This window comes from Minwuia sp. IMCC3060 (assembly GCF_029909435.1).
Classification (GTDB): domain Bacteria; phylum Pseudomonadota; class Alphaproteobacteria; order Minwuiales; family Minwuiaceae; genus Minwuia.
In genome coordinates, this window is sequence record NZ_CP123782.1 from 4,026,114 (window position 1) to 4,051,570 (window position 25,457).

Below are 25,457 nucleotides of genomic sequence, written 5' to 3' on the forward strand. Positions count from 1 at the left end.
TTCAAACGAACCGAACCACCTCTGTCGAGGCCCGGGCGGCTAACGCGGTGATTCAGTCTTGCGCATTCTCGGGCGTTGAGTTAGCAAATGAGGATGCAGGTCTAGCATGGTCGGCGGCTGACGAAAAAGAGTAACAGGCCATATGTATACAAATCTGAAGCGACATTGGAAATTCAAGAGCCGCTTGGTGACTGCCCCCGCAAGAATGAATCCTACAGTTTTTATTGTGGGTGCGGAAAAATCCGGAACAAGCGCGATGTATTGGAACTTGCAGGCCCACCCTCAAATACTTTCATGCTTTGTAAAAGAAGCCAATTCGTTCGACCGCCCCGGATTTTCTGGTGATGGTTTGGACTGGTTTCGCTATCGGGCTCTGTTTCCCCTGCGCCCACTGGCTTGGCTCCTCGCGCAGATAAGTGGCAAGCGTGTGATCTCTTTCGAGACCACTCCGGGGCTTTTTGCGTCAGAAAAAGGGATCGACCTTCTCAAAAAAAGATATCCGGATGCGAAGATAATTTTCACCATGAGAAATCCAATAGAAAGAGCCTATTCAGGATTCATGAATGGCAGGAAGAGTGGAAATTACCAAGGGACATTCGATGATCATATAAGAAAATACTCCCATTTCTACAAAGTGAATAAAGAAAAAATATTACAATTTCCGGAATTTAATGGGGAATCGGCATTAAGAATGAGCTTATATGCTCCATTTGTGCAAAAATTTCTTGATATATATGGTGAGAAAAATTGTCTATTTATTCGTTTTGAAAACTATAAGGAGAATTTTTTTCCGACACATGTAAGAATGTGTGAATTCATGGGAATTCAGCCGTGCATGAAGCAGAATTTCATGCCGATCATAGCCAGTCGTCGTCCTGGAATTTCGGCTGATACTGTACAGTCTCTGAATGAGCTTTTCGCTCCTTACAATGCAGCACTGATCTCGTTGCTCGGTCCTGATTTTCAATGGGATACGGATTTTTCCGGTGGGCAAGACGATGCTGCGGACGACAAGTTCGTGTCTATACCGCCAGGTCAAATGCCTGCCGCATGGTCTGGAGATTGGGTGGACATCTCCAGGATCGGACGCATTTCCGACTTTAAGAAAATACTGGGATAGGCCGATTCTGCATCTGAGTTCGGTATCCAGCGCCCGCGCGAATGTCGCCGCACCGGCATCACGCATTCAAGCCTGACATCGAAGGCCTCAGCGTCCACGTTCGAGGTGCCGAAAACAGAGGATCAGCGAGCTGGTGGTTAAAGATGCATATTTCATATTGATCGGAAACTTGGCGAATCTGTTCAAATATCTGCGGCAATAGTTCGATAGCGCGGAGCGGAATTCACCCTGGAGGTGACCTTCTCCATGTCACGGACGAATATGATGCCAGATGGACCAGATGGCGGCGAAGATCCCGGACCGCATCGTCGAACAGGTCGCCGTCGTCGGCAACCTGAAGGACGCGGGCCGGATCGTGCGGGAACGCTATACCGGGGTCGTGGACCGCATCGCCTACTACTATCCGGTGCCGGAGGGCGACTCGGTCGAGAAATGGCGCACCTTCACCGACGCCGCACGCGGCACCGCCTGACGGTTCTGCGACAAGCTTTCCGACGCTGGAGACCGGCATGTCTTGCAGAAATAGCTCTGCGCACTTGGCATGCCGGTTCAGTGTCCCAGCCCTCGGCCTCCAGCAGCTCGAACAGCGCCGGAATAGCGAAGGCGGCGTCGGCCCGGAACCGCCGGCGCGTGATCGACGGCCGCGCCTCCGCCGAATATCGCACCAGCACAGGCTTGAGCACATCTTCCCAGCCATCGGCGCTGTGGACATTGCCCGGCCTCAGAGCGCACCGCTCCAGATCGCCGAACTGGTTGAACACAAACAGCGGGTGCAGGCACTTCTTCTGGAAGTGGCCGTTCCAGACAGCGCCTTCCTGAACGCCCGCCCACCGACAAGCTGGCGCATCACTGGATCGCGGCAAAGCCGGTCGGCATCGTTGACGTCCTCGTACCCGGCGAGTCGAGAGAAGACGGACTGGCGCAGGAGGCCGTCGAGGCGATGCCGCCCGTTTCTGCCTGTGCGTGGATCGGCGACCAACTCCGCCGCCAGGACGGTCAGACCGAGGGCGTCATCAAGTTCGCGATGGAGCAGCAGCCCGCCGTCGGAACTGATAGAGGAACCCCGAAACCCCACCTTCACCGAGCGGTCAAATTGCAGCCGCAGAGGCCCCGATCCCGCTTCACCCGTCGCGTCCACCGCCAAATCCGCCCCCAATCACGTTTAACCTATTGTAGAGGCGAGGTTATCACGCTTCAGACGGCGGTGGAAATGGCATCCATCTGGGGAATGCGGGTTAAAGCGAAACAGATGAGTCCCGCATGGATAATCCGTATCGCACGGAATTACGGCAGTCATTCGGCAAAATGGCTTGCCCACCAAGGGGTACTATCCGTCTGATTCTATCCACTAGGAAGATTCCGCTCGGAAATCGCAGAGTGCAGAGAATTCATTTGAACGCTGTTTGAACGCCATCCGAATGCCGCGCCGTTACTGCAGAATCAAATGACAAATCGGTCAAAATTTTCCGGCACACCCGCCCGACTGCAATTTTGACCACCCGCATCCTTCGCGCTTGCCACCCCACCACAAATCCGCGGATTCCGCGGCCCCGTCCCACTATGTCCCGGCAAATCCCGCCCAGTCCCGGTTACTGCAGTTTCAAGTGTCTCCCTACACCCGAGGTCCCTATCGCGATGAACGCCGTCGCACCATTCTCGGCCCACGGTCGGGCCGGACGCGCAGGAAATGCCTGAACTACCAGGAATGTGGCAATGAAATCATGAGTCTGGGTGCCCATCACCGCATGTGCAACAGCTGCTGTGAGCTGCCCGGCGACTATTCCCTGACATTGCCGCCCGGAAGTATGCGGTAAATCATCAAAAATACCGAAATCGCCGGCCGGCAGGCACGCCGCCGCGCCGATCAGGTGTCCGGGCCGATGCTGACCGTCTCGCCATTCTCGAGCGGCACCCGCACGGATCGGCCCCCGGCATTCAGGGTCAGCGGGCCTTTCACCTCGGCCGGTAGCGGCAGCGTGGTGAGGACCCGCGTGGTCCCGCCAGAGAGCGTCACAACGGCCAGCGAGCGTCGCCCGACCTCCGGCAGCAGCAGATCCGCGATGCCGTCGCCGTCCCAGTCGAGCGTGGCGCTCAGGTCCTGTATCCGGCTGCCGATCCGGTGATTGGAGAACCCGTACAGTTCGCCCCTGGCGATCAGCTCACCACCGGCAAGCTGCCAGAACTGCAGGGTCCCGCCGATATGGGGGGTCCGGACCAGGGCGATCTCCATCACGCCGTCACCATCGTAGTCGGCGATGCCCGCCGGATTGAGCCACCGGTTGCGGGTGCCGATCCAGGGCGTGCGTGCGATGGCCTGCAGGCGTCCGGCACGCAGGCCGAGCACCGCCAGGGCCGAACCCTGCTCCAGGCTCGACTGCACCACGACCAGTTCGTCCTGTCCGTTGCCGTTCAGGTCGGCAAGGCGCACGGTCAGATCCTCGAACACGGAGCGACTGTCCAGCCGGTGCCCGACAACCCGGCCATTGGCCAGGCGCGCATAGAGGGTTCCAGCCTCTGTCCGGTCGCCGAGGACACCATGTCCGTAGCGCCCTACCGGCTGCCCCAGCCAGGCCTCCGCGATCAGTCCTGTTCCCCTTGCGACCGTCGAATCGGGCAACAGGTCCTGAACCCCTTGTTCGGCCGTCGCCGGGGGTGTCAGGAGGATGAGAATGAGCCCAACAAAGAGGCATTTCTGTACGAAATCGGGAATCGGGCGAAACATGAGCAAAATTGTTCCCTTTTTGGTGTCCACATACTTCATCTACCCGTTTTTGGAGTCCACAAGCTTTGGTAGCTGTCGTATGGGAAACGGAGCCGGGGGGCTTGGGGTAGAGGGACTGATGTCGACAGAATCGTTGCTATGGGCAGAGGTCGGGTCCTCCGATGGGTATCCGGAAGCACTCGAAAGCGGCCTGCAGTCGTTCCTCGACTACTGGATGTCCCTGGAGAGGAAGCACGGTCGCACCCCGCGCAAGAGCGAGTTCGATCCGCTTGACGTCGCGCGTCTGTGGCGCGGTATCGCGGTGATCGAGGTCGCCCGCAAGGAAGGCCGCGCCAACCGTTTCCGCTACAGGTTCCTGGGCACCAACCATGACCATGTCAATGGCGCTTCCCACAGTGGCAAATTCATGGATGAAACCCTGCCCGAGGCGGAAATGGCGGCCATTCAACCGGTCTACGAGGATGTCATTCGTCAGGGCCGGCCGCACTACTGGCATCGTCGCGGGCGGATGACGACTCTCGAGCCCCAGTCCTACGAGCGGGTGCTGACGCCGTTCCTGGGCAGCGGTGATCGCGTTGACTTCCTGATCGGTTACTGGCGGTGGCACTGGCGCACCGGGATTCCGACAGGCCTGCGCCTGGTCCATTCCAGCACCCGTACGGCGCACCTGCCGCCCCAGGCACCCGCAGGCGACCATCCCTGACTCAATAGACGCCGATGTCGCGCAAGGCCACCTGCAGCTCCGGCGGCAACCCTTCCGCGTCGGCACGGCCGGAAAGGTCCGGCGGCGCATCCTTCGCCTCCAGGTAGCGCCAGCCCTGATGCGGGCGACGCAGCCACGGTTCCGTACGGACCAGTTCCGGGTCCAGTACCAGGCCGCACTTGATGCCCGTGTCGGTCTCCACCCGGTCCAGCCCGACGATCCGCTGCCGCACCCGGATCGCGCCTGCGATGATCCAGTAGAGTGATCCCCCGGCCAGCACCTCCGCGTCCCGCCGTGGCCGGCTGCGGGTGACATGACGCAACGGCTCGCCGCGCGCCACGCGCTGGCCCTGCCAGAGTTCCAGCTGCTCCACCTGATCGACGCCGACGCAGATCTTCAGCAGATGCACCACCTTCGGCGCATCGCGGTCTGTCTTCCGGTCAGCCATCGAACCGTCCGAGTACCTGCCACCACAGATAGTCGAGCGGCAAGAGGATCACGATGGTGATGATCGCGACCATCAGGGTGGCCCGGATGCCGTCACGCATCGGCACCTTGCCGAGCTGCATGGCAACCACCATCGGTGGCCCCTGGAACGGAAACAGGACCGTCGAATAGGCCGGCACCTGCATCATCAGGGTCGTGGCCAGCGGCAGCCCCATGGCAACGGAGAGCTGGTCCGCCAGCGGTGTCAGCACCGCAGGCACGGTCGGCGCGGTGCCGAGCAGGCTGACACCGATCGACGCGCCCACGACGGCAGCGAAGTTCCAGGCATCCTTGCCCGGCTCCAGCTCCGCCAGCCGCAGGAAACCGCTGGCCATGTGGTCGGCAATGCCTGTGGTCGCGACCACCGCGCCCAGGGAAAGCACGCCGGAGATGTAGAGCAGTGGACGGAACTGCACCGCATCGGTCATCTTCGCCGGGTCGATGAGCCGGAACGGCGGCAGCATGCAGGCGACACCGGCCCCCAGCGCCACCCAGGCCGGCGAGACGCCGTGAATGAAGTCCGTCGCCCACAGTGCCAGCGCCACCACCAGGATCACGGCCAGTCGCCGCTCCTCTGATGACAGCGGCCCCGGTGTGGAGGTGGTTCGGGCATCGGCACGGATACTGTCGGGAAACAGGATCCGGATCACGGCAACGACCGTGATCGCCTTCAGCAGGCCCAGGACCGGAAAATGCAGCAGCAGGTAGTCCCCGTAGACCGGCTTCAGCCCGTAGAGCGTATCAGCCGCGCCGATCATCACCAGATTCGGCACGTTGGCGGGCATGACGCCGAATCCGGGCAGGAAAGCGCCCAGCCCGGCGGTCATCGCGATGCCGATCCGGCCACGCGAACCCTCCTCGAAACCGAAGACATCGGCCAGACCCAACGCCACGGGCATCAGCAGCACGACACGTCCTGTCGATGACGGCATGACGAAGGCCAGGCCCAGTGCCACGCACATCACGCCGCTCAGGATTCCGAGATAGCTGACCCCCATGCGGCGGGCCAGAACACCGGCGACCCGCGCGCCGAGACCCGTATCACGCACGGCGGCGCCGACGATCATGCCGCCGAACAGCAGCCAGAATGCGGAGGATGCAAAGCCCGAGAAGACGACCGGTGCCGTGGCGACACCGGCCACCATGGCGACCAGGAAGAACAGCAGCGCCGTCAGATGTTCGGGAATGGCGTTGGTTGCCCAGAGCCCGATGGCCGCCAGTGCCAGCGCCCCGCCCAGGGCGGCCTCATGCGAGAGGCCCTCGATCGGGATCAGCAGCAGCGCCGCACCCGCCAGCAGGAACAGGGCGGCGACCGATGGGCCGAGCCGCAGTCTCACGCCTGCAACGCCCCGGCACCCGTCCCGACGGTCACGAAGGTGTCGGTTTCCGGGTCCAGGCGTGCCAGCCGTCCCTCGGCAATGCCGAAATGCATGCCGTGCAGGGCGATCCTGCCGGCTCTCACGGGTTCCGATATCCAGGGGAAGGTCATCAGGTTGGACAGGCCGAGGCGGATGTTCTCCTCCTCCATCCGGCCGAGGATCGTTTCGACATCGTGCCCGGCCGAATGCCCCATCACCCGGTCAAGGATGCCGCGCGAACTGGCCATCCAGGGAGCCACGAACTCGCCGATCCCGTCCGTGTTGTTCTCATCCATCAGCAGCGCCTTGACGCCGCCGCACTGGGCATGGCCCAGCACCACGATATCGCTGACCCTCAGCACCTTGACCGCGAACTCCAGCGCCGCGCTGACGCCATGTGCGCGCCCGTCGGGGGCATAGCTCGGCACCACGTTCGCCACATTGCGGATGACGAACAGCTCCCCCGGACCGGCATTGAATATGGTCGCCGGATCGACGCGGCTGTCGGCGCAGGCAATGATCATGGTGCTGGGCGACTGGCCCAGCGCCTCGAGCTGCCGATAGCGGTCCGCATTTGCCGCGAAGCCATCCTCGATGAAGGCGTGATATCCATCCAGAAGCTGGTTCAGGGACACAAACGATTCTCCGGGTCAGGGCAAGGGTCGGGGAGACAATCGGACGCTTTGCGTTGTCATGCAAGGTGGCTAGGCTTTCAGCAGACTGGATTTGGCGTCGCACTTCGACGGTGGACGGCCTGCGGCAGGTGACGGGATTGGCGAGCAGATGAGCGTTTGGGGGAAACTGATCGGTGGCGGACTGGGCTTTGCCGTCGGCGGGCCGATCGGGGCGATCGTGGGCGGACTGGCCGGCCATGCTGTCGACCGGATCCGCGAATCCGATGAGGATGCGGCAGACGCGCTGTTGCAGGATGGTGTGGAGGGGGGACGCCCCGCCGCAACCAAGAAGGTCGCCTTCACCATCGCGGTCATCGTGCTTGGCGCGAAGATGGCCAAGGCCGATGGCGTCGTGACCAGGGACGAGATCCTGGCCTTCCGGGAAGTGTTTCAGGTTCCGCCGGACGAGATGCGCAATGTCGCGCGGGTCTTCAATCAGGCGAAGCGGGAGGCGACGGGCTTCGAGCCCTATGCCGAGCAGATCGCCGGGATGTTCCAGGGTAACCCGGAAGTGCTGGAGGATCTGCTGGCCGGCCTGATGCACATCGCCCGTGCCGACAATGTGATTCACCCCAACGAGGTGACGTTCCTGAAGGCTGTCGCCGAGATCTTCGGGATCGGCCATGCCGCCTACAGCCGCCTGCATGCCACCTATCTGGGGCTGGATGAGGAAGATCCCTATGCCGTGCTCGGCATCGCGACCGACGCCGGGGATGCGGAGGTGAAGGCGACCTACCGCAAGCTGATCAAGGCCAACCATCCGGACCGGGTGATCGCGCAGGGCCTGCCGGAGGAATTCGTCGCCGTGGCCAACGAGAAGCTGGCCAAGATCAACGCGGCCTATGACCGGATCTCGAAGGAACGCGGGTTCGGCTGATGACGCCGGTCCCGCCGAGCCGATGCATCAGGGCCCCGCAATGATGGGGGCCTCGCGATGATCAGGGCCACACGATGAGCAGGAACCGCCCGTCCCCCAATCATGACGACCGCAAGGGCACGGCGGTGGACATGCTCGTGCTGCACTATACGGACACGCCCGATGCGGCGACGGCACTGGATCTGCTGACGGATCCTGCCACGAAGGTCTCGGCACACTATCTCGTCGATACCGATGGGCGCGTCCATGCGCTGGTGGCGGAGGACCGTCGCGCCTGGCATGCGGGCGTTGCCTCATGGCGCGGTGTCACGGACATCAATGCCTGCTCCATCGGGATCGAGTTGCAGAACCGGGGTCACTCCTGCGCCGGGCCAGATGGCCCCGAGCCTTACCCGGACACCCAGATCGCGGCCCTGATCCACCTGGTCCGCGACATACGCCGCCGCCACGACATTCCGGACCGGCGCATCCTCGGGCATTCGGATGTGGCCCCGATGCGCAAGCAGGATCCCGGTGCGCATTTCCCCTGGTCGCGGCTGGCCGAAGCCGGAATCGGGCTCTGGCCGGGGCCTGGCCCTTCAGATGCTCCGCCCGTGGCGGGGACACGGCAGGTGCAGGCGGCCCTGGCCCGGATCGGCTACGGGGTGCAGGTCGATGGCCGGGCAGGCGAAGAGACGCGTTCCGTCATCACGGCGTTTCAGCGGCATTTCCGGCCGGATCGGATCTCCGGAACGGCAGACGCCGACACGGTTTCCCGCATCGGCGTCGTGGACAGTCTGATGAACGTCTGACCGGCAGCGCCGGATTTCGCGTCACTCAGTTGATTTCATTTCAGGCAAAAAGTGCGGTGAAGGCCTTCCTGATCGCCAGCAGGCTCTTGGCTGATTCTTCTGCCCGCGCCTTCTGTGCGCGCGCCAGATAGTAGTCCATGTCAATCGAGCCATTCTCCCGCAGGTGCACTTCTGTGCCCGGAGTGCGGTTCATCGCATTGAATTCATTGAGGTTGAGTTGCTGGTATTGCATTTGAACTCTCCATCTTCAGCGAGGGTCTGTCGGGTCAGGCGCCCCTCGCTCAACGTCTGACTGAAACCAATATGTTGCCGGACAGCGCGAATGACAAAAGATCATCTCTCACCGAGAAGATGAATCAAATTCATCAATAAGTACCGTAGATGCCCTGCTGCTTCGCGGCCGGCATGCCCGGAGCCATGCATTCCGCGCAATGCTATATTGCGCTGCATCATAAATGCCGAACGCCGCCGCATTTCGGTGCGACGGCGTTCGAAACGCTTAACGAAAGGTTGATATCAGGTCAGGCAAACAGGCGCAGCATCGCCTTGCGCATGCCGTTGATGCCCTTCAGGGTCGCGGCGGCGCGTGCGGCATGCGCCCGCTGCTCGATCGCGTCCAGGTCGAGAAAACCGAGAGCTCCAGTCTCGCCATCGACGGGGCTTGACTGCTTCAGTTCATTGAAATCATTCAGGTTGATCTGCTGGTACTGCATCACGATACTCCTTGCTCAGCGAGGGTCTGTTGGGTCAGGCGTCCCCCGCTCAACGTCTGACTGATTGGAATATGTCAACAGTGCTGACGCTTGACAAAGGATCATTTCTCATCACATTGATGAATTCAATTCATTGATCAGGCAAATGTTGCGTTGCAACATGCGCCGCACGCCTTCCTGGAGGGTCCGACGTGCCCAGAAGATTGCCCCCGCTGAATGCCCTGCGCGTGTTCGAGGCCGCGGCGCGCCAGCTCAGTTTCACGCGCGCGGCGGAGGAGTTGAATCTGACGCCGTCCGCCATCAGCCATCAGATCAAGGGACTGGAGGACCTGCTGGGTGTGAAACTGTTCGAGCGTCGCCAGCGCAAGGTGCTGCTGACCGCTGCCGGCGGCCGCTACTATCCGGCGCTGCGCCAGGCATTCGACCAGATGAACGAGGCGACGGAAGCCCTGAAGGCGGAAGACAGTTCAGGTTCGCTAACGGTCAACGTGCTGCCGACCTTCGCCATGCGCTGGCTGGTGCCGCAGCTCTCCGCCTTCCAGAAGCGCCACCCGGAGATCGAGGTGCGGATGACCACGAACGTGGAAGCCATCGACTTCAGCCGTGTGGAGGCCGATGCGGCCATCCGCTATGGCGTCGGCGGCTGGAAGGGACTGACGGCCAAGCTGCTGCTGCGGGAGGAGATCGTGCCTGTCTGCAGCCCGGCGCTGCTGGAAGGCCGACCGAAGCTGAGGACACCGGCGGATCTGGTGCATTACCCGCTGCTGCATGACGTCAACCGCCCCGATACCTGGCGGCAGTGGCTGACCGCCGTGGGGGAGACCGGTGTCGATCCTGATCGGGGCCTGAAGCTGGACACCACCAACCTGGCAGTCCAGGGCGCCATCCAGGGACTGGGCATCGTGCCCGTGAACCCGAATCTGGTCCGCCCGGAGCTTGAGGCGGGCACGCTGATCGAACCGCTCGATTTCCACCTGGCGGTGAAGGGGGGCTATTACCTGGTCTATCCGGAAGGCCGCGAGAGCAGGCCCCGCCTGAAGGCTTTCGAGACCTGGCTGATGGAGGTCACGGCGGAGGCGGAGGAGCGGCTGCAGCAGTCCTGAAGGCCGGCACGGTCCCGTCCGGCTCCAGCTCCGGCCCCGGCCCCGTGTGGCAGGTCAGGCGACGCGATCACCCTTCTTGGCCTGCACGGTCCTGTTGTCGACAGCAGGCAGCATCCTGGCCGGATCACGGGTCACGACGACGTCGATGACACAGGGGCCGTCCGTGGTCTCGATCCCGGCCGCGATGGCGGCCTGCAACTGGTCGGGGTGCTCGACGCGAATGCCGCGGCAGCCCATGGCCTCCGCCACCTTCGCGTAGTTCACTTCCTTCAGGTCCGATGACTGGTAGGCATCGGTGCCATACATCAGGTGCTGCAGCGCCTTGACGTAGCCGGAGGCGGCATTGTTCACCACCATCAGCGCAAAGCCGATCCCGAGGCGGCGCGCGGTCTCCAGCTCACCGATCATCATGTTGAAGCCACCGTCGCCGGTGATCGCGAAGGTGGTCCGTTCCGGCGCGGCCAGTTTTGCCCCCGCTGCGCCCGGCAGGCCATAGCCGATGGAGGCGAAGCCCCGATCCGGCACGAAACCCCGGCCGGCGCGCGGCTGGTCATAGAGCAACCCGCCCCAATGCGCCGCAAAGCCGCCATCGGCCACCAGCAGGGCGTCATCGGGCAGCATGCCGTTCAGTTCATTGAGCATCCGCGCCATGTTGACCGGCACCTCGGCGGAGGTGAGACGGTCCTGCACCGACGCCCGCCATGTCGCCATCCGCTGCGGCACGCTGTCCGCCCAGGCACGCCGGTCCGCATCGGGGCGGGAATCGGACAGGGCCTCGGCCAGATCCAGGCAGCCTTCACGTGCATCGCCCCAGAGCCGGACATCGGCGGCAGTGGTCCGATCGAACTCCTCCGCCAGGATGTCCAGATGGATGATGGTCTTGCCCGCGCCCGGCAGCACATAGCGCTTGGTGGCGATCTCCCCCAGCTTGCAGCCGATGACCAGCAGCACGTCCGCCTCTTCGATCATGCTGTTGGCAATCCGGTCATAGCGCCCGAACAGCCCGGCACTCAACGGATCGGTGCAGGCAATGGCACCCTTGCCGGTCATGGTGTGCGCCACCGGCAGGGCCGCGGCGGTGGCCAGCGCCTGCAGCGCGTCCCAGGCCCGGGAGATGTGAACCCCGCCCCCGGCCAGGATCATCGGTTTCCGCGCCCTCGCGATCAGTGCCGCCGCGCGTTCCACGTCGGCGCGGGCGGGGCGTGAGCGGATCGACGGGGCGGACTGGTAGGCGGGATCAACCTCGAACTCGGCGGGGTCGAAGGGGAAGGTGTCGTGGGCAATGTCCTCCGGCACGTCGACCACGACCGGCCCCGGCCTGCCCGATGTGGCGACGGCGAAGGCCCGCGTCATCAGTTCGGGAATGCGCTCGATCCGTTCCACCCGGATCATTTCCTTGGCGGCGGGGGCCAGGATCTCGGTCTGGCGCGATTCCTGGGTCATGTTCTTCCAGGAATGGGCGCGGTGGCTGTCACCCACCAGGGCAACGATCGGGGTACCGCTGTTCAGCGATTCCACCAGACCGGTGACAAGGTTGGTGGCCCCTGGACCCAGCGTCGCGTCGATGACGCCGACCCGACCCGACACCTTGGCGTAGGCATCGGCGGCGAACGCACCGAAACGCTCGTCATTCACCAGGTTATGGCCAAGCCCCAGCCGGCGCACCGCGTCGTAGAAGGGAAGCAGCTGGAATCCACCCATGCCGAACATCGGTCCGACGCCATAGGCCTGGAACATGCGTGCCAGGGCCTCGCCGCCCGTCATCTCGTTGCTGGACATGGGCTTCTCCGCCTCTTTCTTACTTCCCGTTCTGGCCGGTCACTGCTGCCGAGAGGCCTACTTCCCGGTGAACTTCGCCTTGCGCTTCTCGACGAAGGCATTGACGCCCTCGCGATAGTCCTCGCGCTTCGCGCATTCCGCGAAGCACTCCGCCTCGAACTGCAGCTGGCTCTCGAATTCGTTCTCCAGGCTGCGGTACATCAGCCGCTTGCCCTGTCCCAGCACGAAGGTCGGACCATTCGCCAGCCGCGTGGCCAGCTTGTCGGTCTCCGCATCCAGATCGGCGTCCGGCACGACGAAGTTGACCAGACCGGCGTCGGCCATCTGCTGCGCGGTGTGGCGGTCGCCCAGCATGGTCATCTCGATGGCCTTCTTGATGCCGACGGCGCGGGGCAGGTGAAAGCTGGAGGATGCATCCGGCGTCGTGCCGATGTGGACATAGGCCAGGGTATAGAAGGCGCTCTCGGCGGAGATCACCATGTCACAGGCCGCGGCCATGGAGACACCGGCACCGGCGGCGGCACCGCGGACCTTGGCGATGATCGGCTTCGGCATCCGGCGCATGGAATACATGATCGGGTGCAGGTCATGGATGCGGTTGACGAAATAGGCCTGGATCTCGCTCTCGGAGGCCGTGCCGAGGTATTCGTGCATGCCCTTCACATCGCCACCGGCCATGAAGTGATCACCGGCGCCGGTCAGCACGACGCAGCGCACCGCGTCGTCATATTCCAGCTCGTGCATGGCTTCGCGCATCAGCGCCCGCATCTCCATCGACAGCGCGTTGCGTGCCTCGGGACGGTTCATGGTGACGGTGGCGATACCGTCGGCGATGCCTACTTCCAGATCAGCCATTTCTCTCTCTCCCCAAAAAGAATCTCGTGACGATAGCGGAGCCTTTCAGACACCGCCACAGAGTGGACATTCCGGGTCCGGCCTGACCCGTACCTTGCGGAACGTCGCGCCCAGCGCATCATGGATCAGCAACTGCCCGGCCATGCTTTCGCCCAGCCCGAGCAATTCCTTGATCACCTCCACCGCCTGCATCGACCCCATGACCCCGGCGATGGCGCCAAGCACGCCGTCCTGGGCGCAGGTCTGCTCCTCCGGCGGGATCTCCGGGTACAGGCAGCGATAGCAGGGCAGCCCGTCCTCATAGCCACGCCAGGTGGCCAACTGACCGTCAAAGCGCAGGATCGCGGCGGAGACGAGCGGCTTGCGGTTCCTGAAACAGGCGTCATGTACGGCGAAACGGGTGGCGAAATTGTCCGATCCGTCGCAGACGAGATCATAGCCGGAGACCAGTTCGTCGGCGTTCTCGGCGCTGATCCGGGTCTGATGCGCCTCCACGGTGACATCATCGTTCAGACGGGCGACCGAAGTGATCGCGCTGTCTGTCTTCGGGCGATCGAGCATGTCGCCGCCATGCAGGACCTGGCGCTGCAGGTTGGAGCGGGAGACGATATCGTCATCCACCACGCCGATGGTCCCGACCCCGGCTGCGGCCAGATACATGATCAGCGGGGAACCGAGCCCGCCGGCACCGACCACCAGGACCCGCGCCCGCAGCAGCTTCTGCTGGCCGGCGCCGCCGACTTCCTTCAGGACGATGTGGCGGGCATAGCGGTCGATCTGGCTGTCGGTCAGACCGCTCATGCAGAGAAATCCAGTTCCAGATCGGGGATCTCGCGATAGGCGGCGCGCAAGGCATCGGACCAGCGGTTGCGGATGTCCTCGAAGTAGGGGTCGCCCTCCTCGAACCGACGCTCCAGCCAGGTTCCGGGATGGTCGCGACGATAGAGCAGCAGATCCACCGGCAGGCCCACCGACATGTTCGACCGCAGGGTCGAATCCATCGAGATCAGGCCGACCTTCACCGCCTCCACCAGTGGCATCTGGAAGTTCATCACCCGGTCGAGAATCGGCTTGCCGTACTTGGTCTCCCCGATCTGGAAGAAGGGCGTGTCCTCGGATGCCTCGATGAAGTTGCCTTCCGCATAGACCTGGTAGAGCCGCAGTTCCCGCCCCGCGATCTGGCCGCCCAGCAGGAAGGAGGCATTGAAGCCCCCGGCGCCCTGATCCAGCGAGGGACCGTCGAGCATGCGCACCTGCCGCACCGCATCGCCCACCAGGCGGGCAATGGAGAACATGCTCGGTGCGCCGAGGATCGTCTGGGACGGGTCAGCGTTCGGACTGGCGATCAGTTCCTGCAGGTGGCCGACGACCGCCTGGGTGACCGCCAGGTTGCCCGCAGACAGCAGCGTGACAAGCCGTTCGCCAGGCCGGTGCCAGACAGTGGTCTTGCGAAAGGTGGATATGCTGTCGATGCCCGCATTGGTTCGGGTATCGGCCAGCATCATCAGGCCTTCGGCAGTCAGCATTCCGACGCAATAGGTCACGGCTCAGGCTCCCCCCGGTGCGATTCCATCATCTGATGGACTGCCTCAAGCGGGATGGCAGGTGCCATCCGCAGGAACCGTTCTTACCCCATCGTCTGTTCCTGTCGAGCATTTTCCGGGATCGCCAGCGGGCTGTCGTCAGCTTCCGCGGTCAGCAGGAAATCCTTCCCGATCTGGGCAGCGATCTGCAGGTTGGTATCCACGACTTCCGTCAGGAATTCATGCAGGCCGGATTCCTGGCCGGTAAACTCCGCCACCTCGCCGTAGACCAGCCGCGCCCGCAGCTTGCCGGCCATCCTGAGGCAGCGGGGCGGACTCTCGTAGCTCTCGGTCAGGTTCTGCAGATTCTCCATGATGTTGTCGTAGCAACTGCGCACCGACCGGGGCATCTCCGGCCGCAGGACCAGCAGTTCCGCCACGTTGGTATAGCGGATCTGGTCGCCGAACATGCGGCGATAGCTGCCCTGTGCCGACACGGACTGCAGCAACGCAGCCCACTGGTAATAGTCGGGTGCGCCGCCCACGACCTCCTCGGTCGGCAGGATCAGGTGGTATTTCACGTCCAGGATACGGGACGTGGAATCCGCCCGTTCGATGAAGGTGCCCAGGCGCGTGAAGCTGTAGGCATCGTCGCGGATCATGGTACCGGCCAGTGCCCCCCGGACCAGATGCGACCGCGACTTGACCCATTCGAAGAAGGCGGTGTGGCCCATGCCCTCCACCTTTTCCGGGGTCATGTCCCGGATTCCGTGCCAGGTGTCGTTGATGGCTTCCCACAGTTCGCGCGTGATCGTGTGGCGTTGGGCCCGCGCGTTCTCACGGGCGACGGAGAAGCAATTGTAGATGCTGGACGGATTCTCCTTGCTGAGCGCCATGAAGCGCAGGGTCGGATCGGCCTCCACCTTGCCGACAAGCTCCGTGTAGAGCGGTGCCACGCCGCCGGCGATCAGCACCGCGGTCCATTCATCGGTCCCGCCCGCATCCTGCGGCATCAGGGCCATGCGATCGGCCACCTCCAGCAGGCGCGCGACATTCTCCGCGCGCTCCACATAGCGGCTCATCCAGAAAAGGTCGTCGGCTGTACGACTAAGCATGATCAGTCCTCCAGCACCCAGGTGTCCTTGGTTCCGCCGCCCTGGCTGGAGTTCACGACCAGCGAACCCTCCTTCAGGGCAACACGTGTCAGGCCGCCGGGCACGATACGCACCCGGTCCGCGCCGCTCAGCACGAAGGGCCTCAGGTCCACATGCCGGGGTGCCACCCCGGACCCCACGAAGGTTGGGCAGGTGGACAGTGCCAGGGTCGGCTGGGCGATGAAGCCCGTCGGGTCCGCCTTGATGCGCTCGGCATAGGCCTCCTGCTCCGCCTTGGTCGAGGCCGGTCCCACCAGCATGCCGTAGCCGCCGGAGCCGTGAACTTCCTTCACGACCAGCTCGTCCAGGTGTTCCAGGATGTATTTCAGCTCGTCGTCCCTGCGGCCCATGTAGGTGGGGACGTTGTTCAGGATCGGCTCCTCACCCAGGTAGAAGCGGATCATCTCCGGCACATAGACATAGATCGCCTTGTCGTCGGCGACGCCGTTGCCGATGGCATTGGCGATGGCGATGTTGCCGGCGCGATAGGCTGAGACGAGGCCCGGCACACCCAGCAGCGAATCCTTGCGGAACGCCTGCGGGTCCAGGAACTCGTCATCCAGGCGGCGGTACATCACGTCGACGCGCTGCGGCCCCCGCGTGGTGCGCATGTAGACCACCTCGTCGCGCACGAACAGGTCCGCGCCCTCCACCAGCTCGATGCCCATGCGATCGGCCAGGAAGGCATGCTCGAAATAGGCGGAATTGAACCGGCCCGGGGTCATCACGACCACCTTCGGTTCCCGGTCCTTGTAGGGCGCGACGGAGCGCAGCGTGTCGCGCAGGAAGTCGGCGTAATGGTCCACCGGCCTCACCCGGTGCTGTCGGAACAGGCCGGGGAACAGGCGCATTTCCGCTTCCCGGTTGCCCATCATGTAGGACACGCCGGACGGGGTGCGGACATTGTCCTCCAGCACGTAGAACTCGCCGTCGGCCTTCACCATGTCGACACCCGCGATATGGGCGTAGATTCCGGCGGGCGGCGTCACGCCCATCATGGATGGCACGAAGGCGTCGTTGGCTTCGATGATGTCGCGCGGAATGTGTCCGGCGCGGAAGATCTGCTGGTCGCCATAGACATCGTTCAGGAAGGCATTGATCGCCTTCACCCGCTGCTCCATCCCCTTTTCCATCGCGCTCCATTCGGCGCCGGTGATGACCCGGGGGACAACGTCATAGGGGATCAGCCGCTCCGGATCTCCGCCCTCGCCATAGACCGCGAAGGTGATGCCCAGCCTGCGGAACAGCAGGTCGGCTTCCTTGCGCTTGTTCTGGAATGTCTCGACAGTGGTGGTGGTCAGCCAGTGCTCCAGTTCGCGATAGGCTTCGCGCACCGAGCCGTCATTGGCCGTCATTTCGTCATAGGGTGTCATTGCGTCCTGGCGCCCCTCAAACATTCAAGATTGGCCTCAAGTGGAGCACGCGCATCCGCCGCTCGCAACAGGGATGAGTAAATAGGCCGCATTGGGTTTCGGGATGTTTCGCGAAGTCCGCCGCCCACGAATATTTCTTGGGCATCTGACCAGTTTTTGATCTTTTCTTTGCATTCCGTGGCAGGTTCCGAACAGTGCCGCACTTGTCGAAACGGACTTGCGGGCCAACCCCGCGCCAGTATAAATCGCCCCTGCTGGGCCTGTAGCTCAATTGGTTAGAGCCGACCGCTCATAACGGTCTGGTTGCAGGTTCGAGTCCTGCCGGGCCCACCACTTCTTCCAACGCGAACCGGTATCCAGAGTGCGTGGGGCGTGGAATCCGTTTGTCCTTCGCCTTTGCGGGTGTTCGGCGAGTGTCGCGCGTCATCCAGAGACCGTGGATACGCACCTGAACAGAGTTCATTGCCCAAGAATCTCCCGAGGCTGGGTTCGGCGTCCAGACCATCATTCTGCGGAACAGGGGGCACGACTCTGAAAGTTCTCGCGGAAATATCGATTCCACAAACCGTCACCGGGCCACTCAATCCGTGGCGCCGCCGACCCGTAGCAGGAGTGGAGGCATGGTTGTGTCCAGTCGCACCGGATCGTAGTCCGCCAGGCGATAATGGGCCATCAGGTTACGCAGACGCTTGACGTACTGGTCGCCGATTTCCGAGTAGTCTCCAAGACCGCCGGCCAGTTCGTGCCCGTCGACCTCTCGTGTCGTGGCTCTGGCTTCCGAGCGCAGCTTTCGGATGCGTTCGTAGGCCCGGCCCGCGTTGATCGTGTGAACATAGCCAGCGACGGCGTGGTAGATGTTGTCGAAACGGGCCACCTTCACATTGTTGTTCCTGGATAGCATGAAATCGCCATCAACCGGCGACGGACCGTGCTCGCCGAAGAGGGCATTGCCCTGACGTGCAAAGCGTGAGGTTCCCCAGCCACTCTCGACAATGGCTTGCGCCAGGATCAGCGATATCGGAACCGCATCGACCCGGTGCAGCAGCGCGTTGACGTCCGGTCCCCGCCCGATCCCGTACTCCCGCCCCAGCCCGTCGAGCCAGTTCCGTTCGATGGCGCCCGCGTGTCCCAATCTGCCCAGAGCCTGAAGGTGATATCGAACCTTCAGTATGTCCGCATTGACCTTCTGGGCATGCGGCAGCACCAGCCGGATAAATGTGTCTGTCTTCTGACGGGTCAGCAGTTCGGATAACCCGGAGGGAACGGACAATGTGTAGACCGGCGGCAGCGTCTTGCGTTCCCTGACAGTCGTCAGCGAATAGCCAAGCTGGTCGAAGGTTTCGGCAAGTTCCCGTCCATCCTTGATCCGCGCCCATTTCTGCCCCGGCGAAAAAGGGGAAGTTAGATGGATCGGCAGCCATGGTGGCCGTGTGTCGGCGAGACTCATCGGAGAGAGCAACAACGTGAGGGCGAGGCCAGCAAGGAAGCGAGACTTCATTCTGCAATCCACATTGTCGTATCTTGATACCGCATTGATCGCATGCGTCGCGCACAGGCGCAATTGATCAGGGACTGGACTCAAGGTGATCGGGGGTTCCGCGACGGGACATGCCGATATTCAGCCTGGCAGGAACATGACGCTGCGCGCCTCCAGTTCTCTGCTCCCCTGAAACCGCCCCGCCTGAAGCCGTCACGTTCCGCCGGGGTTTCCCGGACCGAGGCAGGGAGCGGAATCACGTCGGCGACGTCACACCGCATTCGACTGTCGAACGCTGACGTTCTATACCGTTCAGGATATCAGATCTTCAAATGCTGCAAGTTGGAACACGCCATGCCCAATATCATCTACACCAAGGTTGACGAAGCACCGGAGCTGGCCTCCGCTTCACTGTTGCCGATCATTCAGAAATTTGCCGCAGCCGCCGACGTCAGCGTTGGGACGAAGGATATCAGCCTCGCCGGGCGCATTCTGGCAGCCTTTCCCGAACATCTGAACGAGGACCAGCGGCAGTCCGATGATCTGGCGGAACTGGGCCGTCTGGTGACGACGGCCGAGGCGAACGTGATCAAGCTGCCGAACATCTCCGCATCCGTGCCCCAGCTTGTCAGCGCGATCAAGGAGCTTCAGTCGCAGGGCTATGCCATTCCCGACTATCCGGAAAACCCCGGTACGGACGATGAGAAAGCCGCCCGGGCCAGGTACGACGCGATCAAGGGCTCGGCGGTCAACCCGGTTCTGCGCGAAGGCAATTCCGATCGCCGCGCTGCGAGAGCCGTGAAGAACTTCGCGAAAGCCAATCCGCACAGCATGGGCGACTGGTCAGCCGACAGTCTGACTCACGTGTCATCCATGTCGGGGAATGACTTCTTCTCGAACGAGACCTCGGCAACGCTGGGTGCCGCAACCGGTGCCAGGATCGTGCTGGAGACCGCCTCGGGCGAGACGGTTCTCAAGGAGGGGCTCGAGTATCCCGCAGGCACGGTCGTTGACGCGACCTTCATGAGCGTTGCCGCGCTGAAGGATTTCCTTGCCGCCGAGATCGACAAGACGAAGGAACAGGGCATCCTCTTCTCGCTGCACCTGAAGGCGACGATGATGAAGGTGTCCGACCCCATTCTTTTCGGCCACGCGGTCCGCGCCTTCCTTGCACCGGTCTTCGACAAGCATGGGGATGCGATGGCCGCACTGGGCGTGAATCCCAATTCCGGTCTTGGTGACCTGTTGGCGCGGGTCAGGGACAACGCGGAAATCATGGCCGACATCGACGCCTGCATGGCCGCGCGCCCGCCGATGTACATGGTCGATTCCGACAAGGGCATCACCAACCTGCACGTCTCGTCAGACGTGATCATCGATGCCTCGATGCCTGCCCTGATTCGTGCAGGCGGCAAGGGCTGGGGCCCTGACGGCAAGGAAGCGGACGCCAATTGCGTGATCCCGGACCAGTCCTATGCGACGGTCTATGATGAGACGATCACCTTCTTCAAGGAGAACGGCAAGCTGAACCCGGCCACTGCCGGAACGGTCCAGAATGTCGGCCTGATGGCGCAGAAGGCCGAGGAATACGGCTCTCACCCGACGACGTTCGAGATCGCCGAGGCCGGCACGGTCAAGATGATCCTCGATGACGGCACCGTCCTGCACCAGCACGCCGTCGAAGCGGGCGATATCTGGCGCTCCTCGTCAGTACGGCAGGCGCCGATCGAGGATTGGGTCAATCTGGCGATCTCGCGTCAGAAAGCCGAAGGCTGCGAAGCGATCTTCTGGCTGGATGCGGCGCGGGCGCATGACGCTGAACTGATCGCCTACGTGAAGCCGATCCTTGAAGCGCGCGGCGTGGCGGACAGGTTCAGGATCATGGCCCCGCGGGAAGCCACACGCGCATCGCTCGAAACCATCACCAGGGGTGAGAATTCCATCGCCGTGACCGGCAACGTGTTGCGCGACTATCTGACGGACCTGTTTCCGATTCTCGAACTGGCAACGTCCGCCAAGATGCTGTCGATCGTGAAGCTGATGAACGGCGGTGGACTGTTCGAGACCGGTGCGGGCGGTTCCGCGCCGAAGCATGTCCAGCAGCTCAATGAGCAGAACCACCTGCGTTGGGACAGTCTCGGTGAGTTCTGCGCGCTTGGCGAAAGCCTGATCTTCCTCGCCGACGCCAAGGGCAACGAGAAGGCGCGCGTCCTTGGCAATGCAGTCGAGAAGGCGACGCAGGGCATTCTCGACCATGACCGCTCCCCCTCCCGCAAGGTCGGCGAGCCGGACAACCGCGACAGCCATTACTGGTTTGCCCGCTACTGGGCGGAGGCCCTGGCCGGCCAGACAGACGATGCCGAGCTCGCGGCCCACTTCGCCCCGATCGCGGATGCCCTTGCGTCGGGTGAGGCGAAGATTCTTTCCGAACTCGCCGCTGTCCAGGGACGCCCGGCGGAGCTTGGGGGCTACTATCACCCCGACGCGGCAAGAACCGCCGCCGTCATGCGCCCCTCCGAGACGCTGAACGCCATCATCGGCAATCCCGCCTGATCCACCCCGGACCGTGCGCCAGTCTGTGGCGCACGGTCCAGTGATCAGGCCCCGTTGGCCATTCTGGCGTCTGTGGGGCTGTGGGCGACAATCACCCGGTTCCCACTCCTGCTACAGGCCCGCCATTCCGGTCTTCGGATGAGGTGTCGCACGCGCTCTCTCGCCTGCCCCATTCCAGGAGACGACCGAGGAAAGAGCCCATGAAACTGCTTGTCGCCTGTCTCGCCACGGAGACGAACACGTTCTCGCCGATGCTCACGGGACGACTCGCCTTTGAGGCGGGGATGGTCAGCCGGGAAGCAACGAGTGAGCCCGCGATGCTGTTCAGCGCGCCGCTTCATGAATGGCGCCGCATGGGTGAGGAGAAGGGCTGGGAAGTGGCCGAAAGCCTCTGCGCGGCGGCACAGCCTGCAGGCATCACCGTCCGGGCGGTCTATGAGGCTTTTCGTGACGAGATCCTCGCCGATATCGAAAGGCACCGGCCGGACGTCCTGTTGTTGTCGATGCATGGCGCCATGGTCGCCGACGGCTACGACGATTGCGAAGGCGACATGCTGGCCCGCGCTCGTGCCATCATGGGGCCGGACAGGGTGATCGGGATCGAACTCGACCCGCACAACCATCTCACCCAGGCGATGCTCGACAACGCCTCGCTCATCATCAGCTACAAGGAATATCCTCACGTCGACGCGCCCGAGCGCGCGCGCGAACTGTTCATCATGGCCGCCGACGCCGCCGAGGGCAGGACACGACCGGTGATGCGGGCCCATGATTGCCGGATGCTGACCATCATCGAGACCATGAAGGGCGCGGCAAGGGACTATGTCCAGGAAATGAAGGACGCCGAGGGGAAGGACGGAATCCTGTCCGTGTCATTGACCCATGGCTTCCCCTGGGCCGATGTCGCCGACGTCGGCACCAGGACACTGGTCATTGCCGACGGTGACGCCGACAAGGCAGCGCGCACGGCGAAGTCGTTTGCCGACAGACTCTGGGATATCCGCGAGGGGCTGCGGATGGACTACCCCGATATCCAGAAGGCGCTGGACATCGTTGCCGCCGCCAACCATGGGCCGATAGCCTTGGCCGACATGGGTGACAATGCCGGGGGCGGCGCGCCCTCGGATGCGACATTCTTCCTCCAGGAAATCCTCAAGCGCGGCATGAAGGACATCGCGCATGGCATCTTCTGGGATCCGGTGCTGGTGACCATGTGTCAGGATGCCGGTGTCGGCGCGCGGATGCACGTGCGGCTGGGCGGGAAGATATGCAAGGAGTCCGGTGAAGCGGTGGACCTTGAAGTGACCGTGCGCGGCATCAGGGAGAACATGACCCAGAAACTGGGCGATGCCGACATGCCAATGGGGACAGGCGTCTGGCTGGACGCCGACGGCGTGCACCTGATCGTCTCGTCGATCCGGACCCAGAACTTCTCACCCTCGGTCTACACCGATCTCGGGATCGACATCACCCGGATGCGTGCCCTGATCCCGAAATCCACGAACCACTTCTATCAGAACTTCGAACGTATCAGCCCACAGGTGATCCATGTGCGCACGCCCGGCACCGTGACGCCGGACATGACCATCATCCCCTTCACCAAGCGCGACGGGAATTTCTGGCCCAAGGTCGAGGACCCGTTCACCTGACGGCGATCACATTGACCTGCGCGCCCTGGAATTCACGTCTGCAGGTTGCCCGGCTCTCCTTTCGTCCTGATCAGTCCGCCCTCTGCTCTTCGCATGATGCGCGGCCCGCGCCCTTGCGGTAGCCTTGGTCGGGGCCGAGGAGCCCGTGAACCGGACAAGGTGATGTGACCATGAATGCGCCCGATACCGCTGCCCCGCTGACGGCCGAGGAACATGCGTCGGGTATGGCGGCCTATATCACGGCAGGGGAACGCCGGGCGCTGGCGCTGGGAAATCGCGGGCCGATCAGGCTGGACAGTTCGGGCGGGCTGCATCCGGACATCCTGGCGGCTTACCGGGAGCATGGCTTCTATGTCTTCCAGGATGCCATCGGGCCGGAGGAGCTTGCGGATCTGCGTGGCGACATGGAGCGGACGCTGGCCCGGGCGCCGGTGGCGCCGGACAGTGACCAGGACAGGGACGGCAATCCCGCGCTCGGCCAGGACTTCGCCCGCTCGCCCTATCGTTTCGCCCGTCCGCTCAGCGACCCCCTTGGCGGCACCAGCCGCAACAAGGGGCGACATCCGGTGAAGGTGGCGGAACCGACCCCCGCAGACGGTGCCCCCGAATGGACCATCGAGCTGCTGCACGGCAACCTGCAGCTGATGGATTCCTGCCTGCGCCTCTATGGCCATCCGGGACTGCTCGCCGCCTGCGAGGCGGTGCTGGGCGCGGACTTCGTGCCCTACAACGAGGTCGTCTTCATCAAGGAACCGGGCCTGGGTCCGTCCGTGGCCTGGCATCAGGATGGCACCACCCACTGGGATGCGCCGGACTGGGACATGGATGCGCATGGCTTCAACTTCATGGCGCAGCTCTACCCCAGCACGCCGGGCAATGGCGTGTGGGTGCTGCCCGGCAGCCACAGGCTGGGCCGGGTCGACATCGCGGGGCTGGTTGCGGAAAGCGGCTCCGAGCGGATCGACGGGGCCGTGCCGCTGGTCTGTGACAGCGGCGATGTCATCATGACCAACCGCCAGCTCGTGCACGGGTCCTTCGCGAACTCGTCACCGGACAGGCGGGTGACGGTGAATGCCGGCTTCTTCGCCCGCGCGCGGGTGCTGGGGGTGACAACGGAGCTCTTGTCCGGCGAGGAAGTCACCTTCGACGAGGAACGCGTCAGGGAGCGCAGCCGCATGATCTCCGTCGGCATCGATGCGCGACGGCAGCGCTTTCCGGATGAGACGTCCTACGTCTATCGCCCCGGCATCGGTCAGGAAGACCGGAACCGCTGGAGCGAGGAGGCCCGCAGGACCGTCGTCCGGGACTACAATCTGCGCGACATGTACATCTAGAAAGGTCTGCTGTTCGGTTTCGGCACCGGCCGCGCTCCGCGGCATCCCTTCGTCCGGTCAGCCCAGCATCCGGTTCATGCGGTCGCGGGCGTCCAGCAGTTCGTCGATCATCTCGTAGACCACCTGTTTCACGGTCGTCTCCTCCTGCATGTCGCCGACAAGCTGGCCCACCGGGTAGGTCAGGAAGTCGTGCGCACGGACCCGCTCCACACGGGTGCGGCCTTCCTGCCACCAGAGATAGTTCTGCAGCGGCGCGGGCAGGGGGGGCGGTGCCGAATCCGCGTCATAGGCGCGGGTGAAGGCATTGTTCAGGGTCCGGCAGGGCTTACCGGTGACAGTCCGTGTCCAGACGGAATCGCTTGCTTCCGCATCGAACATCTTCTGCTTGATCTCGGGCGTGACCTCGCTCTGTACGGTCTTGAGCCAGACAGAGCCTGTCCAGACACCTTCACAGCCCAGCGCCAGCGCGGCGGCAACCTGGCGTCCCCGGCCCACGCCCCCGGCGCCAAGCACGGGCAGCGGCGCCACGGCATCGACGATGCTCGGCCAGAGGATCATGGAGGTCACGTCGCCGGTGTGGCCGCCCGCTTCGTTGCCCACGGCGACGACGAAATCGCACCCGGCGTCCTTGTGCTTCAGCGCATGACGCGGCTTGCCTGCCAGTGCGCCAAGCCTGATGCCCCTGGACTTCGCCTGCGCCACCAGCTCAGGCGGGGGTGAACCGAGGGCATTGACGATCACCTTGATCGGATGCCGCATGGCGACCTCCAGAAGCTCCAGTCCCTCCCGCGGTGTGAAATTGATGCCCTGGAGGATCTCCCGCTTGATGGCCATCTCGTCGGCCTCGGGCAGTCTTGGCACCCCGGCCTTGTCGAGCATGTCGCGAACGAACTCGACATGGTCCTGCGGCAGCAGGTCATCCAGATCGAGCTTGCTGCCACCCGTATCGTCGAGGCGGGCGGGCATCAGGACATCCACGCCATAGGGGCGCCCGTCGATGTGGCTGTCGATCCAGTCGAGTTCCGCCTCCAGACGTTCCGGATTCTGGCGCGCCAGACCCAGAATGCCCATGCCCCCCGCTTTCGACACTTCCACGACGACGTCGCGGCAGTGGGAAAAGGCGAAGATCGGCACATCGATCCCGAACATCTCACAGAGACTGTTGTTCATCCGAATCCCTCCCCGGTTTCAGAACGTCCGCGCGAAAGTCCGG

The 25,457-nt window shown here is 63.2% G+C and carries 23 protein-coding genes, 1 tRNA gene and 1 pseudogene; 10 read left to right on the forward strand and 15 right to left on the reverse strand.

Annotated elements, in window-relative coordinates:
* Window positions 1-187 precede the first annotated feature (187 nt).
* Together QGV54_RS18840 and QGV54_RS18845 are read left to right on the forward strand one after the other, a co-directional pair.
* Window positions 188-1,120 (forward strand): sulfotransferase, encoded by a 933-nt coding sequence (locus QGV54_RS18840; RefSeq protein WP_281020007.1) that lies wholly within the window; start codon window positions 188-190, stop codon window positions 1,118-1,120.
* A 280-nt stretch (window positions 1,121-1,400) separates the two neighbouring features.
* Window positions 1,401-1,592, forward strand: a complete 192-nt coding sequence (locus tag QGV54_RS18845; RefSeq protein ID WP_281020008.1) for a hypothetical protein — start codon at window positions 1,401-1,403, stop codon at window positions 1,590-1,592.
* Here the strand turns inward: QGV54_RS18845 and QGV54_RS18850 are convergent.
* Window positions 1,564-2,258: pseudogene (locus tag QGV54_RS18850) on the reverse strand (transposase). The gene QGV54_RS18845 and the pseudogene QGV54_RS18850 overlap by 29 nt on opposite strands.
* 726 nt (window positions 2,259-2,984) lie before the next feature.
* Entirely contained in the window at window positions 2,985-3,737 is a 753-nt protein-coding gene (locus QGV54_RS18855) for a VCBS repeat-containing protein (protein ID WP_281019106.1), read from the reverse strand.
* Between the two features lie 223 nt (window positions 3,738-3,960).
* Here QGV54_RS18855 and QGV54_RS18860 point away from each other — a divergent pair, with 223 nt between their 5' ends.
* On the forward strand, window positions 3,961-4,545 hold the full coding sequence (locus QGV54_RS18860; protein ID WP_281019105.1) for a PAS domain-containing protein: 585 nt from the start codon (window positions 3,961-3,963) through the stop codon (window positions 4,543-4,545).
* Window position 4,546: 1 nt separating this feature from the next.
* Here the strand turns inward: QGV54_RS18860 and QGV54_RS18865 are convergent, their stop codons facing one another.
* From QGV54_RS18865 to QGV54_RS18875, 3 genes are read right to left on the reverse strand one after another with little or no spacing between them, the layout of a single operon-like run.
* Window positions 4,547-4,993 carry a DUF1489 domain-containing protein gene (locus QGV54_RS18865; RefSeq protein WP_281019104.1) on the reverse strand — a complete coding sequence of 149 codons (447 nt, stop codon included), beginning with the start codon at window positions 4,991-4,993 and terminating at the stop codon, window positions 4,547-4,549.
* Complete coding sequence (locus tag QGV54_RS18870; RefSeq protein WP_281019103.1) at window positions 4,986-6,368, reverse strand: SLC13 family permease; 1,383 nt, start codon at window positions 6,366-6,368, stop codon at window positions 4,986-4,988. Before QGV54_RS18870 ends, QGV54_RS18865 begins: the two co-directional genes overlap by 8 nt.
* On the reverse strand, window positions 6,365-7,024 hold the full coding sequence (locus QGV54_RS18875) for a carbonic anhydrase (protein ID WP_281019102.1): 660 nt from the start codon (window positions 7,022-7,024) through the stop codon (window positions 6,365-6,367). The genes QGV54_RS18870 and QGV54_RS18875 overlap by 4 nt, the downstream gene beginning before the upstream one ends.
* A 148-nt stretch (window positions 7,025-7,172) precedes the next feature.
* Here QGV54_RS18875 and QGV54_RS18880 point away from each other — a divergent pair, with 148 nt between their 5' ends.
* Window positions 7,173-7,940: a TerB family tellurite resistance protein gene (locus QGV54_RS18880; protein WP_281019101.1), complete on the forward strand. Its 768-nt coding sequence runs from the start codon at window positions 7,173-7,175 to the stop codon at window positions 7,938-7,940.
* 74 nt (window positions 7,941-8,014) lie between these two features.
* Complete coding sequence (locus QGV54_RS18885; RefSeq protein WP_281019100.1) at window positions 8,015-8,731, forward strand: N-acetylmuramoyl-L-alanine amidase; 717 nt, start codon at window positions 8,015-8,017, stop codon at window positions 8,729-8,731.
* A 40-nt stretch (window positions 8,732-8,771) separates the two neighbouring features.
* Here QGV54_RS18885 and QGV54_RS18890 read toward each other — a convergent pair whose 3' ends face one another.
* Window positions 8,772-8,963 carry a hypothetical protein gene (locus tag QGV54_RS18890; RefSeq protein WP_281019099.1) on the reverse strand — a complete coding sequence of 64 codons (192 nt, stop codon included), beginning with the start codon at window positions 8,961-8,963 and terminating at the stop codon, window positions 8,772-8,774.
* A 289-nt stretch (window positions 8,964-9,252) separates the two neighbouring features.
* Window positions 9,253-9,444: a hypothetical protein gene (locus QGV54_RS18895; RefSeq protein WP_281019098.1), complete on the reverse strand. Its 192-nt coding sequence runs from the start codon at window positions 9,442-9,444 to the stop codon at window positions 9,253-9,255.
* A 191-nt stretch (window positions 9,445-9,635) separates the two neighbouring features.
* Between QGV54_RS18895 and QGV54_RS18900 the strand changes: the two genes are divergently transcribed.
* The gene (locus QGV54_RS18900) at window positions 9,636-10,547 is read left to right on the forward strand and encodes a transcriptional regulator GcvA (RefSeq protein WP_281019097.1); all 912 of its coding nucleotides are present in this window, start codon (window positions 9,636-9,638) and stop codon (window positions 10,545-10,547) included.
* Window positions 10,548-10,601: 54 nt separating this feature from the next.
* Here the strand turns inward: QGV54_RS18900 and QGV54_RS18905 are convergent, their stop codons facing one another.
* From QGV54_RS18905 to QGV54_RS18930, 6 genes are all read right to left on the reverse strand, one after another.
* Window positions 10,602-12,326 (reverse strand): thiamine pyrophosphate-binding protein, encoded by a 1,725-nt coding sequence (locus tag QGV54_RS18905; protein WP_281019096.1) that lies wholly within the window; start codon window positions 12,324-12,326, stop codon window positions 10,602-10,604.
* A 57-nt stretch (window positions 12,327-12,383) separates the two neighbouring features.
* Window positions 12,384-13,181 (reverse strand): enoyl-CoA hydratase, encoded by a 798-nt coding sequence (locus QGV54_RS18910; RefSeq protein ID WP_281019095.1) that lies wholly within the window; start codon window positions 13,179-13,181, stop codon window positions 12,384-12,386.
* A 45-nt stretch (window positions 13,182-13,226) separates the two neighbouring features.
* Window positions 13,227-13,982 carry a molybdopterin-synthase adenylyltransferase MoeB gene (gene moeB, locus QGV54_RS18915; RefSeq protein WP_281019094.1) on the reverse strand — a complete coding sequence of 252 codons (756 nt, stop codon included), beginning with the start codon at window positions 13,980-13,982 and terminating at the stop codon, window positions 13,227-13,229.
* Window positions 13,979-14,725 carry a hypothetical protein gene (locus QGV54_RS18920; RefSeq protein WP_281019093.1) on the reverse strand — a complete coding sequence of 249 codons (747 nt, stop codon included), beginning with the start codon at window positions 14,723-14,725 and terminating at the stop codon, window positions 13,979-13,981. Before QGV54_RS18920 ends, moeB begins: the two co-directional genes overlap by 4 nt.
* 83 nt (window positions 14,726-14,808) lie before the next feature.
* Window positions 14,809-15,819 carry an alpha-E domain-containing protein gene (locus QGV54_RS18925; protein WP_281019092.1) on the reverse strand — a complete coding sequence of 337 codons (1,011 nt, stop codon included), beginning with the start codon at window positions 15,817-15,819 and terminating at the stop codon, window positions 14,809-14,811.
* A 2-nt stretch (window positions 15,820-15,821) separates the two neighbouring features.
* Window positions 15,822-17,231: a circularly permuted type 2 ATP-grasp protein gene (locus tag QGV54_RS18930; protein ID WP_281019091.1), complete on the reverse strand. Its 1,410-nt coding sequence runs from the start codon at window positions 17,229-17,231 to the stop codon at window positions 15,822-15,824.
* A gap of 256 nt (window positions 17,232-17,487) precedes the next feature.
* Here QGV54_RS18930 and QGV54_RS18935 point away from each other — a divergent pair.
* Window positions 17,488-17,564: transfer RNA gene (locus QGV54_RS18935), tRNA-Ile, on the forward strand.
* A gap of 247 nt (window positions 17,565-17,811) precedes the next feature.
* Here the strand turns inward: QGV54_RS18935 and QGV54_RS18940 are convergent.
* Window positions 17,812-18,729 carry a glucosaminidase domain-containing protein gene (locus tag QGV54_RS18940; protein WP_281019090.1) on the reverse strand — a complete coding sequence of 306 codons (918 nt, stop codon included), beginning with the start codon at window positions 18,727-18,729 and terminating at the stop codon, window positions 17,812-17,814.
* Between the two features lie 333 nt (window positions 18,730-19,062).
* On the opposite strand from QGV54_RS18940, the gene QGV54_RS18945 reads away from it, so the two are divergent.
* The 3 genes from QGV54_RS18945 (at window position 19,063) to QGV54_RS18955 (ending at window position 24,244) form a co-directional block, all read left to right on the forward strand.
* Window positions 19,063-21,261 (forward strand): NADP-dependent isocitrate dehydrogenase, encoded by a 2,199-nt coding sequence (locus QGV54_RS18945; RefSeq protein ID WP_281023626.1) that lies wholly within the window; start codon window positions 19,063-19,065, stop codon window positions 21,259-21,261.
* A gap of 200 nt (window positions 21,262-21,461) precedes the next feature.
* Window positions 21,462-22,910 carry a M81 family metallopeptidase gene (locus tag QGV54_RS18950; RefSeq protein ID WP_281019088.1) on the forward strand — a complete coding sequence of 483 codons (1,449 nt, stop codon included), beginning with the start codon at window positions 21,462-21,464 and terminating at the stop codon, window positions 22,908-22,910.
* A 170-nt stretch (window positions 22,911-23,080) separates the two neighbouring features.
* A complete protein-coding gene (locus QGV54_RS18955) occupies window positions 23,081-24,244 on the forward strand; it encodes a phytanoyl-CoA dioxygenase family protein (protein ID WP_281019087.1) in 1,164 nt (387 codons plus the stop codon).
* A 57-nt stretch (window positions 24,245-24,301) separates the two neighbouring features.
* Here QGV54_RS18955 and QGV54_RS18960 read toward each other — a convergent pair whose 3' ends face one another.
* Window positions 24,302-25,414: a nitronate monooxygenase family protein gene (locus tag QGV54_RS18960; RefSeq protein ID WP_281019086.1), complete on the reverse strand. Its 1,113-nt coding sequence runs from the start codon at window positions 25,412-25,414 to the stop codon at window positions 24,302-24,304.
* Between the last annotated feature and the right edge of the window lie 43 nt (window positions 25,415-25,457).

Excerpts from the sequence above, each read along its gene's own strand:
- QGV54_RS18940 (WP_281019090.1), bottom strand. The coding sequence starts at position 18,729 with ATGAAGTCTCGCTTCCTTGCTGGCCTCGCCCTCACGTTGTTGCTCTCT.
- QGV54_RS18905 (WP_281019096.1), bottom strand. The coding sequence starts at position 12,326 with ATGTCCAGCAACGAGATGACGGGCGGCGAGGCCCTGGCACGCATGTTC.
- QGV54_RS18930 (WP_281019091.1), bottom strand. The coding sequence starts at position 17,231 with ATGACACCCTATGACGAAATGACGGCCAATGACGGCTCGGTGCGCGAA.
- QGV54_RS18845 (WP_281020008.1), top strand. The coding sequence starts at position 1,401 with ATGGCGGCGAAGATCCCGGACCGCATCGTCGAACAGGTCGCCGTCGTC.
- QGV54_RS18860 (WP_281019105.1), top strand. The coding sequence starts at position 3,961 with ATGTCGACAGAATCGTTGCTATGGGCAGAGGTCGGGTCCTCCGATGGG.
- moeB (WP_281019094.1), bottom strand. The coding sequence starts at position 13,982 with ATGAGCGGTCTGACCGACAGCCAGATCGACCGCTATGCCCGCCACATC.
- QGV54_RS18865 (WP_281019104.1), bottom strand. The coding sequence starts at position 4,993 with ATGGCTGACCGGAAGACAGACCGCGATGCGCCGAAGGTGGTGCATCTG.
- QGV54_RS18885 (WP_281019100.1), top strand. The coding sequence starts at position 8,015 with ATGAGCAGGAACCGCCCGTCCCCCAATCATGACGACCGCAAGGGCACG.
- QGV54_RS18960 (WP_281019086.1), bottom strand. The coding sequence starts at position 25,414 with ATGAACAACAGTCTCTGTGAGATGTTCGGGATCGATGTGCCGATCTTC.
- QGV54_RS18945 (WP_281023626.1), top strand. The coding sequence starts at position 19,063 with ATGCCCAATATCATCTACACCAAGGTTGACGAAGCACCGGAGCTGGCC.
- QGV54_RS18880 (WP_281019101.1), top strand. The coding sequence starts at position 7,173 with ATGAGCGTTTGGGGGAAACTGATCGGTGGCGGACTGGGCTTTGCCGTC.
- QGV54_RS18950 (WP_281019088.1), top strand. The coding sequence starts at position 21,462 with ATGAAACTGCTTGTCGCCTGTCTCGCCACGGAGACGAACACGTTCTCG.
- QGV54_RS18895 (WP_281019098.1), bottom strand. The coding sequence starts at position 9,444 with ATGCAGTACCAGCAGATCAACCTGAATGATTTCAATGAACTGAAGCAG.
- QGV54_RS18890 (WP_281019099.1), bottom strand. The coding sequence starts at position 8,963 with ATGCAATACCAGCAACTCAACCTCAATGAATTCAATGCGATGAACCGC.
- QGV54_RS18955 (WP_281019087.1), top strand. The coding sequence starts at position 23,081 with ATGAATGCGCCCGATACCGCTGCCCCGCTGACGGCCGAGGAACATGCG.
- QGV54_RS18910 (WP_281019095.1), bottom strand. The coding sequence starts at position 13,181 with ATGGCTGATCTGGAAGTAGGCATCGCCGACGGTATCGCCACCGTCACC.
- QGV54_RS18925 (WP_281019092.1), bottom strand. The coding sequence starts at position 15,819 with ATGCTTAGTCGTACAGCCGACGACCTTTTCTGGATGAGCCGCTATGTG.